General features: G+C 36.8%; 16 protein-coding genes. 9 read left to right on the forward strand and 7 right to left on the reverse strand.

Annotated elements, in window-relative coordinates; all coding sequences use genetic code 11:
• The first annotated feature begins 533 nt into the window (after window positions 1-533).
• Together HOO54_RS07210 and HOO54_RS07215 are read left to right on the forward strand one after the other, a co-directional pair.
• Window positions 534-1,520, forward strand: a complete 987-nt coding sequence (locus tag HOO54_RS07210) for a C40 family peptidase (protein ID WP_172293774.1) — start codon at window positions 534-536, stop codon at window positions 1,518-1,520.
• A gap of 483 nt (window positions 1,521-2,003) precedes the next feature.
• On the forward strand, window positions 2,004-2,297 hold the full coding sequence (locus HOO54_RS07215) for a hypothetical protein (RefSeq protein WP_172293776.1): 294 nt from the start codon (window positions 2,004-2,006) through the stop codon (window positions 2,295-2,297).
• A 213-nt stretch (window positions 2,298-2,510) separates the two neighbouring features.
• Here the strand turns inward: HOO54_RS07215 and HOO54_RS07220 are convergent, their stop codons facing one another.
• Entirely contained in the window at window positions 2,511-3,008 is a 498-nt protein-coding gene (locus tag HOO54_RS07220; protein WP_172293778.1) for a hypothetical protein, read from the reverse strand.
• 488 nt (window positions 3,009-3,496) lie between these two features.
• Window positions 3,497-4,396: a LysR family transcriptional regulator gene (locus tag HOO54_RS07225; protein WP_172293780.1), complete on the reverse strand. Its 900-nt coding sequence runs from the start codon at window positions 4,394-4,396 to the stop codon at window positions 3,497-3,499.
• 113 nt (window positions 4,397-4,509) lie between these two features.
• Between HOO54_RS07225 and HOO54_RS07230 the strand changes: the two genes are divergently transcribed.
• From HOO54_RS07230 to HOO54_RS07240, 3 genes are all read left to right on the forward strand, one after another.
• Window positions 4,510-5,601 carry a citrate synthase/methylcitrate synthase gene (locus HOO54_RS07230; protein ID WP_172293782.1) on the forward strand — a complete coding sequence of 364 codons (1,092 nt, stop codon included), beginning with the start codon at window positions 4,510-4,512 and terminating at the stop codon, window positions 5,599-5,601.
• A gap of 123 nt (window positions 5,602-5,724) precedes the next feature.
• The gene (locus HOO54_RS07235; RefSeq protein ID WP_172293784.1) at window positions 5,725-7,083 is read left to right on the forward strand and encodes a sodium-dependent transporter; all 1,359 of its coding nucleotides are present in this window, start codon (window positions 5,725-5,727) and stop codon (window positions 7,081-7,083) included.
• A gap of 25 nt (window positions 7,084-7,108) precedes the next feature.
• Window positions 7,109-8,743 carry a pyridoxal phosphate-dependent decarboxylase family protein gene (locus tag HOO54_RS07240; RefSeq protein ID WP_375335826.1) on the forward strand — a complete coding sequence of 545 codons (1,635 nt, stop codon included), beginning with the start codon at window positions 7,109-7,111 and terminating at the stop codon, window positions 8,741-8,743.
• 121 nt (window positions 8,744-8,864) lie between these two features.
• Here the strand turns inward: HOO54_RS07240 and HOO54_RS07245 are convergent, their stop codons facing one another.
• The 3 genes from HOO54_RS07245 to sigM are packed head-to-tail and all read right to left on the reverse strand — an operon-like array spanning window position 8,865 to window position 10,697.
• Window positions 8,865-9,155 carry an anti-sigma factor gene (locus HOO54_RS07245; protein ID WP_172293788.1) on the reverse strand — a complete coding sequence of 97 codons (291 nt, stop codon included), beginning with the start codon at window positions 9,153-9,155 and terminating at the stop codon, window positions 8,865-8,867.
• On the reverse strand, window positions 9,143-10,213 hold the full coding sequence (locus HOO54_RS07250) for an anti-sigma factor (RefSeq protein WP_172293793.1): 1,071 nt from the start codon (window positions 10,211-10,213) through the stop codon (window positions 9,143-9,145). Before HOO54_RS07250 ends, HOO54_RS07245 begins: the two co-directional genes overlap by 13 nt.
• Window positions 10,206-10,697, reverse strand: coding sequence for an RNA polymerase sigma factor SigM (sigM, locus tag HOO54_RS07255; protein ID WP_172293796.1), 492 nt, complete (start codon window positions 10,695-10,697; stop codon window positions 10,206-10,208). Before sigM ends, HOO54_RS07250 begins: the two co-directional genes overlap by 8 nt.
• 314 nt (window positions 10,698-11,011) lie before the next feature.
• Here sigM and HOO54_RS07260 point away from each other — a divergent pair, with 314 nt between their 5' ends.
• The gene (locus HOO54_RS07260) at window positions 11,012-11,611 is read left to right on the forward strand and encodes a lysophospholipid acyltransferase family protein (protein ID WP_172293801.1); all 600 of its coding nucleotides are present in this window, start codon (window positions 11,012-11,014) and stop codon (window positions 11,609-11,611) included.
• A 68-nt stretch (window positions 11,612-11,679) separates the two neighbouring features.
• Here HOO54_RS07260 and HOO54_RS07265 read toward each other — a convergent pair whose 3' ends face one another.
• Window positions 11,680-12,978 carry an acyl-CoA thioesterase/bile acid-CoA:amino acid N-acyltransferase family protein gene (locus tag HOO54_RS07265; protein WP_172293804.1) on the reverse strand — a complete coding sequence of 433 codons (1,299 nt, stop codon included), beginning with the start codon at window positions 12,976-12,978 and terminating at the stop codon, window positions 11,680-11,682.
• Window positions 12,975-13,571, reverse strand: a complete 597-nt coding sequence (locus HOO54_RS07270) for a TetR/AcrR family transcriptional regulator (RefSeq protein WP_172293808.1) — start codon at window positions 13,569-13,571, stop codon at window positions 12,975-12,977. The genes HOO54_RS07265 and HOO54_RS07270 overlap by 4 nt, the downstream gene beginning before the upstream one ends.
• A 186-nt stretch (window positions 13,572-13,757) precedes the next feature.
• Between HOO54_RS07270 and HOO54_RS07275 the strand changes: the two genes are divergently transcribed.
• The 3 genes from HOO54_RS07275 to HOO54_RS07285 all read left to right on the forward strand — a co-directional run bounded on the left by HOO54_RS07275 (window position 13,758) and on the right by HOO54_RS07285 (window position 15,176).
• Entirely contained in the window at window positions 13,758-14,186 is a 429-nt protein-coding gene (locus HOO54_RS07275; protein WP_172293811.1) for a DUF805 domain-containing protein, read from the forward strand.
• A gap of 71 nt (window positions 14,187-14,257) precedes the next feature.
• Window positions 14,258-14,656, forward strand: coding sequence for a DUF805 domain-containing protein (locus HOO54_RS07280; protein WP_172299417.1), 399 nt, complete (start codon window positions 14,258-14,260; stop codon window positions 14,654-14,656).
• A 97-nt stretch (window positions 14,657-14,753) separates the two neighbouring features.
• The gene (locus HOO54_RS07285; protein ID WP_172293814.1) at window positions 14,754-15,176 is read left to right on the forward strand and encodes a DUF805 domain-containing protein; all 423 of its coding nucleotides are present in this window, start codon (window positions 14,754-14,756) and stop codon (window positions 15,174-15,176) included.
• The last annotated feature ends 40 nt before the right edge of the window (window positions 15,177-15,216 follow it).

Raw genomic sequence — 15,216 nt, forward strand, 5'->3', positions numbered from 1 at the left:
CTCGCGGATCGCCCGCGGAAAGCGAGCAAATTCCCCAATTTTTATTCAGCCACACGACTTTCAGGACAGCCTCGATCTTAAATCATAAGTTTTAACAATTTTACTCTTTTCAGACAACCCCTTTGATTTCGTAATCTTTTTGTAATTGAACAAGATCAACTATTGTATCCTTTCGGTTGTAGAGCGAAAACGTGTAGATGTTATAAAACTGTAATCTAGTAAATAGTGGATGAAATAATAACAATTCTATAGAAAAGAAATCGTGAGATGCATTGGTTTTAAAGTACTTGTAAAAAATATCCACAAAGAAATAAATCATAACGTTACTATTGAAATAGAAATGAAAAATTTTATACCCTTAAAAACTTTTTTTTATAACGAATAAGTAAAAAAATTACTTCGTTAAGTCAAGACTATTTATATTATAATGTTGTCCTTATAATAGATTTATAGGAAGGTTGAAAAACTACCTTTCTACAGTAGAATTCGAGATTAATTATCGTAAAAATCAAAAATCTACTTAGGAGGACAACATGAAAAAGCAAATTTTTACAGCTGCATCAGCTGTTGTTTTAGGATCAACATTGTTTGCAGGAGCAGCTTCAGCAGCAAATGTTCAAGTACAAAGTGGTGATACTCTATGGGGACTTTCTCAAAAATATGGAACAACAGTTACTCAAATTAAACAGGAAAACCAACTGACTTCTGATATGATTTATGTTGGACAAACACTATCTATTAATGGTAGCAGCTCAACAACACAGTCTACGACTTCTACAACTTATAAAGTTGTGAGTGGTGACAGTCTTTGGAAAATAGCAAATACTCACAATATGACAGTTAATGAATTAAAATCATTAAATAGTTTAACATCTGATATCATTTATGTTGGTCAAGTCTTAAAAGTAAAAGGTACAACATCAACATCTCCAAATACGACAAGCCCAACTGGAAGTAGTAGTAGTGATTCAACAACTTATAAGGTTATCAGTGGTGACAGTCTCTCAAAAATTGCAAAATCATACAATATGACTGTTGAGGAGTTAAAATCATTGAATGGTTTAACATCTGATATCATTTATGTTGGTCAAGTTTTAAAAGTAAAAGGTACAACATCAACATCTCCAAATACGACAAGCCCAACTGGAGGACAAACTTCTTCAAAGCTTGATACAACAAAGTTAGTTTCAGATGCAAAAGCTTTGATTGGAACGCCATATGTATGGGGCGGTACAACAACTGCTGGTTTTGATTGCAGTGGTTTCATCTGGTATATTTTGAATAAACAAACAGATGTGGCCAGAACAAACACAGCTGGTTACTGGAGTTCGATGACTAGTGTGTCAAGCCCGGCGGTCGGTGATTTTGTTTTCTTTACAACTTATCAGCCAGGCCCATCACATATGGGGGTTTATATTGGAAATAACAAATTTATTCATGCTGGTTCAAAAGGTGTAACAACAAGTGATTTAACAACAAGCTATTGGAAAGAGCGCTACCTTGGTGCAAAACGATTCTAATAGCCCTTAATAGGCCCGTTCATCTATAAGGTGAGCGGGCTTTTGCTTTGACATAGATTAAGGATAGTGTGAATGAAAGAGTTTTACCCTTCTGGTTCGTACAAACCCTTCTAACTGGTATAACCGTTTATTGTGAAGCGAAATGATAGACAAGCTGACTTTATTCGTTCTCAAATTGTTTACTTCATAAGAAGTGATCATACCTTTGACAAAAATCTAATTTCAAAGTCATTCTTTTCCACACTGTTTCATTAGGAATCAGGACTTAGGACAATGTTTGAGGTATGTGTGATCATGCTGAAAAAGTCAAATAGCTATGATTATGACGTAAACATGATAAATAATAGAAAGATTTAGGAGGGAACATTTAAAAAAACCCCATGTACGTAATAGTGTCTGTCACTAGGTATTTGACAAATAAGAACAAATGTTCTATTATTAAAATGAAGAATAGATGAGTAGTGACAAGGAGTGAATGGCGGATTGAATAAGTTAAGAGAACTAAAGCAGTTGTGCGGTACGATTGAGTATGGATACTACCCCAATATACATCATACATCTGAACCAGAGTGTTACATTGAGTCATTTCATTCCCTTGACCAATTACAGCACCTACTTGATAAAACAAAAATCAATGAGATCAAGAAAAGACTTGATGCGGTTCAAATTCAAATAGAGGCAGTATGCTTTAATAGTCAAACGTGTGATTCTAATACAAACGTAGAATTATTACTTATGAAGGACGAGTTTTACGGAGAAATCCTTGAAAGAACATAAAAATTGACCAGATGAGGAATATCGTGAAATACGTATGCCCAATTAAATAAGTCCATCTAATTTTTAATTTAGGAAGAGTAAGATCGATTTAATGATTTTAGTTGGTGCAAGAACGATTGGGTAATTTGAATATTTCCAGTTGATTGAAAGAGACAGTGGGTTTTTGGTCAGATGAGAAAACGGTTCATCATCCGTCTTGAAAATGGCTAGTTGTCAGCTTGCTCCATGTCCTAGTCGTTTTTCAATATGGTAAACTCGCTTTTCTAGTTGAACTTGCTTATCTTCATAATAATCATAATCCTTTTTTAGTTCTTGGACGTAATCTCGGTGACTGTCTAACTTTTCGTTTGTTTGGATGGCGTATTTTGTTAAGACTTCTAGATTTTTTTCTAGTCCTTCAATTTTGCAATTGACTTTTTCAAACTGTTGATCCACGTTTTCGAATCGCTTATCGACTTTTTCAAACTGTTGATCCACGTTTTCGAATCGCTTATCGACTTTTTCAAACTGTTGATCCACGTTTTCGAATCGCTTATCGACTTTTTCAAACTGTTGATCCACGTTTTCGAATCGCTTATCGATTTTTTCAAACTGTTGATCCATGTTTTCGAATCGCTTATCGATTTTTTCAAACTGTTGATCCATGTTTTCGAATCGTTGATCAATTTTTTCATTTAGTTCTTGTAACATTTTTAAGACTTTTTCTTCCATGCTCAACACCTCTCTTGATTCATGAATCTAACATATAACGCTAGCTTTTATTTTAACATAACAAAGAGCTAGTGACTTTGAACTCGGTCAATAATAAAACAGTTTTCCATTTCTAAAGTGTTTTTTTTGTTTTAGAATCTATTGATTTTGTTTAGTGAATAAAACTTGTTTTAAGATTAAATATTTCTATTTTTATATTTAGGAAAAGGTGAAAAAGTGTAATAGTTCTTGCACTAATTTACCTCATAAAGGGTTATATCATTACACGCTGCTGGTTCATGGCTTGGGAAAAATAAGGATGTAATGAATGATCAAAATCACTTTTAAACTCGCAAAAAAACAATTCAAAATTCTGATTTGGTATGCTCAATAATGAAGGTAAGCGAAACAAGCTGACTTAGCTTAGTGAACTTGGGTGTGCGCTAGGCTGCCCAGTTTTCTTTGGGAAACTGTAGCTTGTCACCGAAGACTAAGTCAGATAGTTTACTTTACCCTAGAGTATTGTTGAGCTCTTTTAAAGCTACATGTTGAAATTGTGATAAAAACGATAAAAAGTCTTGGACTTTCTCATTTTCTTTTAAGCTGATAACGTATCCTCCTGCCATGGGAAGCTGCATAAACTTGCAGGGAACTTCTATTAGGCTTCCTTCTTTTAGTTCGCGGCGGACAGTGGATATTGGTAAAAATGAAATTCCCATTCCTTCTGAAATAAATCGTTTCGTAATGTGTGTCTGGGAAACGAGCATTGTTCTAACAAATGGAAATTTGATTCTTAGCTGATGTACTAAATCATCCCAATACTCAGGATGGTTATGTGTTAACAATAAAAAATCTTCAAGTAGTTCTTTCACGTTTCGCTCCGGTGCTCCACTGTCATGGGGTGCAACTAAAATGACAGGATCGCTGTACATGGAATAACATGTTAAAGTTGCTGATTGAACGTTTAAACAGCTTAAGCCAACATCTGCAGTGCCATTCGATATGTGGGGAGCGATTTGAGATGATTCGGCAATTTTCACTTTAATCTCTGAATCGGGGTGTAGAGATGTATATTTTTTGAGTACGAAAGGTAATATGGTGTCGGCGATAAGCGGTGAAACAGCAAGATTTAATGTTTGGGCATAGCCCTGCCTAATTCTATGCAGTTCTGCCATACTAGACTCGTAATCATCTAAAAGGCGCAAGGCAAAAGGAAGATATGCTCTTCCTTCTTTAGTCAAATGAATACTTCTCCCTTTTCGAGTGAATAATTGGCACCCGATCTCTTCTTCCAGCTGTTTGATCTGAACAGTTACAGTTGGTTGTGAAATAAATAAGGTTTCAGCTGTTTTTCTGAAATTTTCATATTTGGCAGCGGTAACAAAGGTATGAAGCCATTTAAAGTCCATTATATGATCCTCCTGATTTATTTTTTTAATTAAAAGCATCAATATAATTCAATATTTTTTAAATATTATATCAATTATAATGAATGATAACAAAGCATCAAGGAGGAATGGTTATGGTATATCATGGGTTGAAAGGGGTTACTTGTGTAGAAACTGTGATTAGTCATATCGATGGTGAGCAGGGAAAACTTATTTATAGAGGCTATGATGCAGAACAACTTGCGCTCACATCGACATTTGAAGAAACTGCATTTTTAATACTTAATGGAACTTTTCCAAAGAAAGAAGAGCTCAAAACATTTCAAACTATGATAGCTCCGTGTGAATTACCCGAAACAGCAGAGCTTTTGCTTCGGAACTTGCCAGATCGGTTAGACGATATGGCTGTTCTTCGCACGGTGATCTCTTCTTTCGGTGAAAAAACGTACACTTCTCGTCCAACATTAGAAGAAGCGGTTCGGCTGATCGCTGCAGCTCCTACGATTATTGCCTTCAGAAAACGATTATTAGATGGATTAGAACCTGTTCAACCGCTTGCTGAACTTGGTTTTGTGGAAAACTATTTTTATATGCTGAAAAATAAGCGTCCAACACTTGCTCAGAAGAAAGCACTTGAAACTTATATGATATTAGCGATGGAACATGGTATGAATGCTTCAACCTTTTCAGCACGCGTGACAGCCTCAACGGAATCTGACCTTGTTTCAGCATTAACGTCAGCACTCGGTACGATGAAAGGACCATTGCATGGAGGGGCGCCGTCAGCTGTTACCAAAATGTTAGAAGACATTCAAGAAAAACAACACGCTGAAAATTATTTGCGAAATAAATTGGAAAAGGGCGAGAGGCTGATGGGGTTTGGGCATCGTGTTTACCAAACACATGATCCAAGGGCAAAAGCTCTGAGAATGAAAGCTCAAGAAATTGCTGGTGGTGACAGAGAAATCGATTTGGCACTTTATGTTGAAGACACGGCAATTCGTCTTTTACAGGAATATAAGCCAGAACGAAAACTTTACACAAATGTTGAGTTTTATGCCGCAGCAGTCATGAAAGCCCTCAACTTTGACGCTTCACTATTTACACCTACTTTTTCAGCGAGCCGGATGGTCGGCTGGTGTGCACATGTTTTAGAGCAAGCCAATAATAATATGATCTTTAGACCTTCAGCTAAATACATCGGAGATTTCGCTTCCCTTTCTTAAAAAACCCTTTCTTGATCTTGAAGGGTTTTCTTTTTATTCAGAAAAATAAGAATTCGTTTAATCTCTTAAAAAAAATGATTGAGTGAGAGATAATAGAAAATAACATTGAAAGGAAGTGAAGGAATGAACGATCGCAGGATTTCGGTAAAATGGGCATCGAAATTAGGTTTTGTGCTTGCTGCGGCGGGGACTGCCATTGGTCTAGGGGCGATTTGGAAATTTCCTTATGTGGCAGGAACAAACGGAGGTGGAGCATTTTTTCTTGTATTTGCTCTTTTTACTGTATTGTTAGGGTATCCCTTATTGCTTGGGGAATTTATTTTAGGTCGGAAAAGTCAATCTGATGCGATCGGTACTTATCGAAAACTAGCACCTGGAACACCTTGGGTAATGACTGGCTGGATCGGAATTGTCGCTTGTTTTCTTGTTTTATCTTTTTACAGTGTGATCGGCGGCTGGATTTTGCTGTATATGATCAAGGCTGTTACTGGTGCATTATCTGGTCTTTCTCAGTCTGAGTATGGGGCACTTTTTGGATCGGTTATTCAAGATCCGGTACAAACGTTAGTAGCACAGCTCGTGTTTATTGTGATGACGATCCTTGTTGTAGCAAGGGGTGTGCAAAAGGGAATTGAACGTGTCAGTTCGATTATGATGCCGCTTTTATTTATTTTATTCATTGCTCTTGTTGGAAGAGCACTGACACTTGACCACGCGATCGATGGTGTGCGTTTTTTACTTGTTCCCGATTTTAGCAGTTTGACCCCTCGTGCCATTCTTTTTGCTCTTGGACAAGCCTTTTTCACTTTGACACTTGGTGTATCTGTTATGGTGACATACAGCTCTTATTTATCAAAAACACAAAACTTGCCAAAATCGGCACTCTCAATTGTGATTATGAACTTGGCGGTTACACTGTTAGCCGGATTGGCGATTTTTCCAGCTGTCTTTTCATTCGGTCTTAAACCTAATGAAGGACCGGTATTATTATTTGCAGTGCTGCCAGCTGTTTTTGATCAACTTCCATTCGGAATGTTGTTTTTCATCGGATTTTTGCTTGCTTTTTTATTTGCAGCATTGACATCCGCCTTTTCAATGATAGAAATTATTGTGGCGTCAATCACAAAAGGCGACCAAAAGAAGAGGGGGAAATGGGCATGGACGATCGGACTTCTTATTTTTGCTGTTGGGGTTCCTTCCTGTTTATCCTATGGGGTGCTCAATTTTCCACTGATATTTCAAAAAACATTTTTTGATCTTGCAGACTACATCGTCAGTAACATTCTTTTACCTTTGGGGGCGTTGCTCATTTCAATCTTTGTTCCTTTGAAATTATCTAAAGAGGATTTGTATGATGAAATGAAAAGTGGATCAAAAGTTGGGAGAGGTTTTTTTCTCGTGTGGTTTTACCTGCTCCGTTTTCTTGTTCCAATTGCGATTGTCCTTGTCTTTTTGAATTTATTAGGTGTATTTTCATTTTAATTGATCAGGAGATGGGAGAACAATGATGAGACATATTCAAAGTATGTATCCTAGTGAAGATGGTAATAGAGAAGCACGTTATGAATTATTGGGACTGTTTGAAACGGTTCTGACCGAGCTAGATCAATTGAAAGACCCCAATAAAATGACGCTCGGTCTTGAACCAGATCTTTCGTCAAATTATTATCAAACAATAATAAATGAGGCCGTTATACCTGAGAAAGGGTTTGGAACGAGAAAAACTGTTGAAGAGCTAGTCAAACTGGCAGAAGGTCACCGTTTTTTAAATCGTCATTATGTTGCCAATGCAACACCTCTACCGAACAATGCCAGTATTGTTGGCAATCTTTTAATGGTGCTTTTAAACGGAAATAATTTGTGGGATGTTGATGGAACAGCGGCTGCTAAAACAGAAGTTCAAATTACGAGTATGATGAGCGATATCGTTGGTTATGACAAGCAAAAAAGCGGTGGGTTTACAACTTGGGGAGGTCAAGGAGCTGTTTTTCAATCGCTTAGATTAGCGATAGCCACTGCCTGCCCTGAAGCAAATCAAAAAGGAATACCGCAGCATTTGTATGCGTTTTGTTCTGAACTATCACATTTCAGTCTTTATAAATCAATGGAAGCTACAGGGATTGGAACTGATCATTTAGTTCGGGTGAAAACGAAGCATGACCATTCTATGGATCTAACTGATTTACGAGAAAAAATGAAGATAGTCATCGAAAGTGGAGGTCTGCCGGTTTACATTTTGGCGACACTTGGAACAACAGACACTTTTGGAATTGATGATCTCTCAGGTATTAAGCAAATCACCGATGAAATAAAAACTACATACGACTTACCACATATATATATTCATGCCGATTCAGCGATGGGTGGAATGTATAGTTTTTTTAACAACTATCATTTCGAAGAAAACCCGCTTTACTTTGAGAATGAAGTTCTTGAAGTTCTGTCTCATTACAAAAGTCGTTTTCAGGAGCTCAGGCATGCGGATAGTCTTGTTTTTGATTTTCATAAACTTGGACAGACTCCGTATACAACAAGTCTTTTTTTAATCAAAGATAGAACTGCTTTACAAGCGGTTGACTTAGATCCTCAAGAGACGCCATATGTCGGAAACAGAGGATTTGGCAGCTATCATACAAGTTATACACTCGAATGCTCACGAATGGGCAGTAGCATCCCTATCTATGCTTCATTAATTGCTCTCGGTGTTGAAGGGTATCAAGAGATTTTAGCCAATTACATTAGAGTCAGCTTAGCATTTCGTCAGAAGCTGACTGAAGCTTTTCCTAATGTAGCTGTTACGAATGAGGTAGCACCTGTAACAACTTTTCGCTTTTATCCTAGAGATATTCGTTATGGTGATGAAATAAGCGGAAACATAACAGAGAAAGAGGTTCGAGAGATTAATAGCTACAATGAAAAAATTGCAGAAACATTAGGGAAATACCGCGATCAGACATATTTTGGAAGTACGAAAAAACAGAGATATGTTTATCCTGCGGACAGTCCATCACCTGTACCGTTGTATGTTGAGAAATTTTACAGTGTGTCCCCATACACGACACTTGATGTACTGGATGACTATATTGATTTTTTAAAAACACATATTCACTCATCAGATTTGATCATGCGGGAAACGAAATAGCTTTATTGTCATCAGAAAGTGAGTTTGCCTGTCAGCTCCTTTCAGAGAAAAAAATTAGCAAGTGGAGAAACACAGCTTATGTTTCTTCACTTGCTTTATTTTTTGGACTTACTGGACAGTCTTAAAATCCAAGCTGCAAATTCGTATCAATTGAAACAATGGTCCAGACACAGATGAGAATGAACACGTTGAGTACGACACCGAGGAATCCTAAACCTGTTCTTCCTTTTTTAATAAAGAGCTCGATAATAGCGAGTGGTATGGCAGCCATCGAAAATGGCAACATCTGATAAGAATAAATAATCGTATCGCTTAAAATTGATAAGTTTAAAATGAAAAGGGAAAGAATCGCTGTTCCAACTGAGACCCATCCAAACACATTATGTTCTTTAAAGATCCTTACCAATTCCATAATTCCACCTCACCTAGTTTTACTGCTTTTACAGGTCCTTTTTTAATCAGCTGCTCAATTTCTTTTGAGGGTCCTGTCACAACGGATCCATATACATTCACACCATTTTTTTCTACAAATTTTATTCTTTTTTGAATGTTTAAGTCTTTTCTTCCTGAAATGGTATCAACCCATTGAGGGTGTCTCGCCATATATGACAGTGCTTTCTTAAATTGCTCATCATTATTTTGACCGAGATCTTTCACTTCAAATAGTTTGTTTGAGTCTTTTCCAGGAAATCCAATTGGTTCAGCATAGGGGTGGTTTTTTAGATCGTCTTCTGTTTCAATAGCATTCCAAAGGATGCGGATGTCGTATCGTTTTAATTTCTCATAAAGCTCACCGGTCGGATACGGTCTATCAAATGAAAGAAAAGCTTCTGTAACAGTCCCGTTTGGCAATTTTTTTAATATAGTCTCAGCTTTTGCTACCGATTTTTCTTTTATGCCTGTCGGATAAGAAAAGTAGCGGTTTTCTTTCGGGAGTTTCTGATAATACTGGTTGATTTCTGGTGATTTTAATTGATCAAAAAACATCTCGATTCTTTCATTTCCAACCACTTTTGTCACATTGCCGATTTGTTTCTTTAAAGGAAATTCTGTTTTAATCCCAAAAAGCTGAACTCTGTTAACAAGTGCATCAGTATCGACCTGAATATTCGGTTTTGTGACAGCAACTGTTATGGAAGCGGTTTTGACAAGTTCATTTCCTCTGCTGTCATGTCCGCCTAGTCCGTAATACAAATAACTTCCAAGTGTACAAAGCGGAAGAATCATGAGGGTTGATAAAACAGCTAAAGCTGAGATTCTCATATATGATTTGTTTTTTCCGTATCTTAAAATTGCTTTTTGTTTTTCTGGGCTAATTGTCAGATCCCAATTTTCATCTTGCATTTCGTGATCAAGTATTTCTTGATATTCATCAAGTTTTTCGAGTTCTTTTTCAACCTCAAGCATTTCTGAGTCCGATAATTCGCCGTTTTGATATTTTTCCCAACGTTTTTTGAAATCTTCACTCATCGTTAACACCTCTGTTGTAAAGTGCTTTTAGCCGTTGTCTGGCACGAAATAAAACACTTTTAAAATTTGCCTCTGTGATATTCATCAAGCTTGACGCTTCTTTATAGTTCAGCTCTTTTAAATAATATAGCGTCAGCGCTTCCCGATAGTTGTCAGGCAATTGGTTCATATATAATGTCAACACTTCCTTTATTTCGACTTGATCAGCCGGGCTTTGGACCGCAGTTTGAAAAAGGCTTCCGATCAGATCGTCAGAAATGGTTACTTCCTTTTTATGTTTTCTGACATAATCAATAAATGCATTGCGGGCCACTTGAAAAAGCCATGGCTTCACTTTGCTATGATCGTAGGAGTGGATATGTATATATGCTCTCATAAAGGTCTCCTGCAGCAAATCCTCTGCTAGATGTTTATCTTTCGTCATGGAGAGCAGGAACCTGTAAACATCATTCATATACATTTGGTAAATTTCATCGATAGTCACTGCCTTTTCTCCCCTCTATGTTATAAACGCATAAGAAAGGTTTGAAGTTGCACTTAATTTGCCTATGTCTGTTTTTTCCACAATTTCTTACCCTTAGATATTATATCTATAATAGTAACAAAAATCTGCGAAAACTCTAACTTTTCGCTGTTTCCATTGTTTTTAAACTTTTAGACAGTCTGTTTAAACAAGGCAGGCTGTAGCTGAATCACTGTAGATAAGTAAAATCATTTTTTTAGTACCAGGTATCAAAAAAAATTGTTATAATAAAAGAAGAAAACCTCATTTGACAATAACAATAAAGGAAGTGCCATATGTATAAATTCACTGCTTATGCTGCAAAAATGATTCTTTCTTTACGCGGCGGAATTAAAGTATACAATAAAGAGAATCTTCCTACAGATACTGGTTTCGTAATTGCTTGCACACATTCTGGATGGGTCGATGTCGTTGCATTAGGTGCCGGTATTTTGCCTCATGAAATTCATTACATGGCAAAAAAAGAGCTTTTTGAAAAAAAATTGACTGGTTCGTTCCTTTCAAGCATTAACGCTTTTCCAGTCGATCGAGAAAACCCGGGACCAAGCAGTATTAAAACTCCGATCAAATTATTAAAAGAGGGAAAAATTGTGGGCATTTTCCCGAGTGGAACGAGATCTTCTGAAGATGTCCCTTTAAAAAGAGGAGCAGTCACGATTGCCCAGATGGGAAAGGCTCCGCTTGTACCAGCTGCATATAGCGGGCCATCCAATGGAAAAGAGCTATTCAAGAAAGGTAAAATGAAACTGATTATCGGTAAACCTCTCAATCAGGAAGATTTTTCTCAATATTCTTCAAAGGAAAAATTAGCGAAAATGACAGAGGCGTTGTCCGATAGTATTAAGGTTCTCGAGAAACAACTGGAGGAACTGTAAGAAAACAGTTGGGCTGTCTGCATGGATCAGGGGAACAGCCCGCGGAAAGCGAGCAAATTCCCCGATTTTTATTCATCCGCACTGCTTTCATGATATTCCTTGCTTGATGAGGAAGAAGTGACTTTTTCTAAAAATAAAAGCAGCTCTTCCCAAAATTTCTGAGAAGCACGGGCGTCTGACACAGTTTCCCCTCCATAGATAATGTTTTGGTTTTGACGAGCCGTAGTCGGAAAATAGGGCGGTCTGATATGATGACCTGCATTTTCAAAGCAAACATGTTGAACAAAATGTTGATAGCCGCTTAATATCAGCCGTTTAACCACTTTCTCGCTCATTAATCTAGAAGGCCATACTGCATCATCTGTACTTGAAGTTAAGAGAATCGGGCCTTTTATATGTTCCACTTTAATAATTGAAGGATGATCATCTTTTAAATGCTGGATAGCCTGCTGATAAAGTTGAACAAAGACTTGAGGTTGTCTTGTTATTTTTTGTTTTAAATATTTCCATAGCTGAGATGGTCTCAACAATTCAAGGGGAGCAAAGGCTAACGGTGTTCCGTTTAGACTCCATGAAGATGTTTTTCGGAAGTTTTTCAGCCCGACACCTTGAAAAATAATTCCTCCTCCGACATGTGAAACGACAAAACGGACTTCAGGAAAATGTGAAGCAATTAGAAGTGCTAATTCCCCACCTTTTGATCGTCCAAATATACCCATTTTCTTATGATTGATGCCTTTTTGATGAAAAATCCAGGTGATGACGTTTTGAAAATATTCAAGTGGAATTTCAACCAATTGTTTAGGGAGCTGTTTGTACTGAAAATAGGGAAGCGCAAGTGTTGCATATCCATGATTTGACAACAAAGTTGCGATGGTTTCATCAAGACCCTCATCAGATCCGCCTACTACAATGATGATGGGTGGTCGTTCAACAGAAAGTGGCCGAAAAAAGGTTCCAGTCCAACCATCTCCACCTACTTCTTGTCTGCATGTCGTCCCTGAGAGTAGCACTCGTTTGATGTCTTGACTCACGATAGTATTATCATTTTGTTTGATTTCAATCCGATAACGAGAAGGATGGACTGTTTTTTTCTGAAATGAATGAGAAGATCCAATTGCTTTCATCGACCAAAACAGCCCCATTTGTTCTTGCCCATCATATGTCCCATTTAATGGAGCCATGACATGAGGATCTACTACCCCAAATTCATTAGCTTGAAAAACGGCATGCGACTTCCATGTCATGTTTGCTTCATCTTTCACTGTCACCATCATGTTGATCAAATCATGGGGCTGAAGCCCACTCACTTTTAAATTAATTTTTTCATCCCATTTGGATTCTAAAGGGATGTGTAAACGAATCAAAACAGCATATCCTTTTCAAGTTTCATCTGAAACAAATCAACGCATTCATCAATGAAGTCATCGATACTGCCAGGAAATGTGTGATGGAATGCTGGAAAACGATGAAACATGATATATTGATTTAATAAACTAAAAAACATATGACTGATCATTTGAAAGTTGCCACTTGAAATCTTTTTATGGCCGTGCAGTTTTGAAAGATAGGTTGCTAAAAAATCATTTAAACGTTTAGGAATTTCCATAATTAACTCAGAAAGCTCTGGATCTTGTGCTGCTTCAGTTAAGTAAACCCAAAAAACGCTGTTTTTATCGATGTTCTCTTCCAAATAAGCTTTAGCAATTAAAGTCAAATCCTCTCGCAGATCTTCAGTCAATTTCTCTTTTATTCCATCAAAAAAATGACTTGATGTCACATGATGAACAACACTTTCACGAAATAAATTTCTTTTGTTTTCAAAATGTCTAAAAAGAGTTAAATGATTCACACCTGCTTTCTTGGCGATTTCTCTAGTCGATGTAGCTGTATAGCCTTTGTCTTTGAAAAGAATCAGTGCTGCCTGAATGATGCGTTCTCTCGTTAATTGTTTTGTCATTGGATTCTCCTAAAAATGTAATCGAGTGGTTACATTTTAAAAGGAATTGATCATGTAGTCAAGTGGTTGCATATTTTTACATGAATTTCCTATGATAAGTCTGTATTTGCTGTTTTTATTGTTGTTTTTATGGTATGATAGATTCGTTTTTCACAAATCAATATAGCAAACGATGGAGGAAATTGTATGAAGTGGTATTTGAATGTTTTAAAGAACTATGCGAAGTTTGAAGGAAGAGCAAGACGGAAGGAATATTGGATGTTTTTTCTTTTCGATTCTCTAGTTAGAATTGCGATTGCGCTTGTTGGCGGAGTCATCGGGGGGCTAATAGGTGGAACAATAGAAGGTTTCTTTGCAGGAATAGTCCTAGGATTTTATTTAGGAGCGGTCATTTATAGTTTAGCTGTATTGATCCCAACTTTAGCTGTCAGTGTTCGCAGATTACATGATACAGGGAAAAGTGGTTTGTGGATGTTGCTATCATTAGGTTTTATCATTCCTTTATTGAATATTATCTTAGGACTTGTATTGACTGTCTTTTACTGTTTTGACAGTGAGGAAAAAGAGAATCAATATGGTCCAAATCCTAAGGCAGATCTAAAAAGTATTGATTGATTTATATGTAGTTTTATAATTTTATAATATAGTTAATCGTTTTTGCACTATTTGATGATGGAGGAAGTTGTATCAAATGGTGTTTTAAGGCTTTTAAGAACTATGCAAAATTTGAAGGGAGAGCAAGCCGCAAAGAGTATTGGATGTTTTTTCTTTTCGATGTGATTGTTAGAATCATGCTCATTCTTATTTGCGGAGTGATTGGGTATCTAATAGAAGGAACACTAAATGGTTTTGGAGGAGGAGCTATAATAGGGATAGTATTGATCATCTATGTTTATCATTGGGTAATGTTAGTCCCACATTTGGCTTTTGGTGCTCGTAGACTGCATGATAGTGGACACAGTGGTTTGCTTTTATTATTACTCCTTGCTCCCATAGGTATTTTTGTTTTAATAGTTTTTATGTGTTTAGATAGCGAAGTAAAAGAAAATAAACATGGACCAAACCCGAAAGTGGCATTAAAGTAATCATAAGAATGTTTCATATTGTTTTAGTATATAAATATTTTATGGTATAATAAATTTGTTTTGCACTAATAATATGGTCTTTTTTGGAGGTAATCGTATGAAATGGTATTTGAAAGGTTTCAAAAACTATGCAAATTTTAACGGAAGAGCTAGGCGCAAGGAATATTGGATGTTCCAGCTCTTTAATTCTATCATTCTCCTAGCTCTATTCTTAATTGGAAGACAAACTGGGATAGCAGCAGGAGTAGCAGCAGCAGAAGGAACAGGAGAATTTGGAGTAAATTCACAACTAGCATTTTTAACGGGATATATCCCATTAATTGTATATGTATTGGTTGTTTTTATTCCAGCTTTAGCTATCACTGTCCGCCGGTTGCATGATATTGGGAAAAGCGGCTGGTGGGTGTTACTTGACTGCATCCCTATTATCAATATTGTGGGCTCTATCGTTGTGCTAGTCTTTACTTGCCTAGACAGTGTAAAAGATAATCAGTACGGATCAAATCCAAAGGCGTCTTAAAATAATTTGCAAACTTTACCCCAATTACTAGAGCTAAAAC

The sequence above is a fragment of the Bacillus sp. WMMC1349 genome (genome assembly GCF_013155385.1).
GTDB lineage: Bacteria > Bacillota > Bacilli > Bacillales > Bacillaceae > Bacillus.

Coding starts and splice junctions, on each gene's coding strand:
- HOO54_RS07225 (WP_172293780.1), bottom strand. CDS start 4,396: ATGGACTTTAAATGGCTTCATACCTTTGTTACCGCTGCCAAATATGAA.
- HOO54_RS07210 (WP_172293774.1), top strand. CDS start 534: ATGAAAAAGCAAATTTTTACAGCTGCATCAGCTGTTGTTTTAGGATCA.
- HOO54_RS07275 (WP_172293811.1), top strand. CDS start 13,758: ATGAAGTGGTATTTGAATGTTTTAAAGAACTATGCGAAGTTTGAAGGA.
- HOO54_RS07245 (WP_172293788.1), bottom strand. CDS start 9,155: ATGGAATTGGTAAGGATCTTTAAAGAACATAATGTGTTTGGATGGGTC.
- HOO54_RS07250 (WP_172293793.1), bottom strand. CDS start 10,213: ATGAGTGAAGATTTCAAAAAACGTTGGGAAAAATATCAAAACGGCGAA.
- HOO54_RS07230 (WP_172293782.1), top strand. CDS start 4,510: ATGGTATATCATGGGTTGAAAGGGGTTACTTGTGTAGAAACTGTGATT.
- HOO54_RS07260 (WP_172293801.1), top strand. CDS start 11,012: ATGTATAAATTCACTGCTTATGCTGCAAAAATGATTCTTTCTTTACGC.
- HOO54_RS07240 (WP_375335826.1), top strand. CDS start 7,109: ATGAGACATATTCAAAGTATGTATCCTAGTGAAGATGGTAATAGAGAA.
- HOO54_RS07235 (WP_172293784.1), top strand. CDS start 5,725: ATGAACGATCGCAGGATTTCGGTAAAATGGGCATCGAAATTAGGTTTT.
- HOO54_RS07285 (WP_172293814.1), top strand. CDS start 14,754: ATGAAATGGTATTTGAAAGGTTTCAAAAACTATGCAAATTTTAACGGA.
- HOO54_RS07220 (WP_172293778.1), bottom strand. CDS start 3,008: ATGGAAGAAAAAGTCTTAAAAATGTTACAAGAACTAAATGAAAAAATT.
- HOO54_RS07270 (WP_172293808.1), bottom strand. CDS start 13,571: ATGACAAAACAATTAACGAGAGAACGCATCATTCAGGCAGCACTGATT.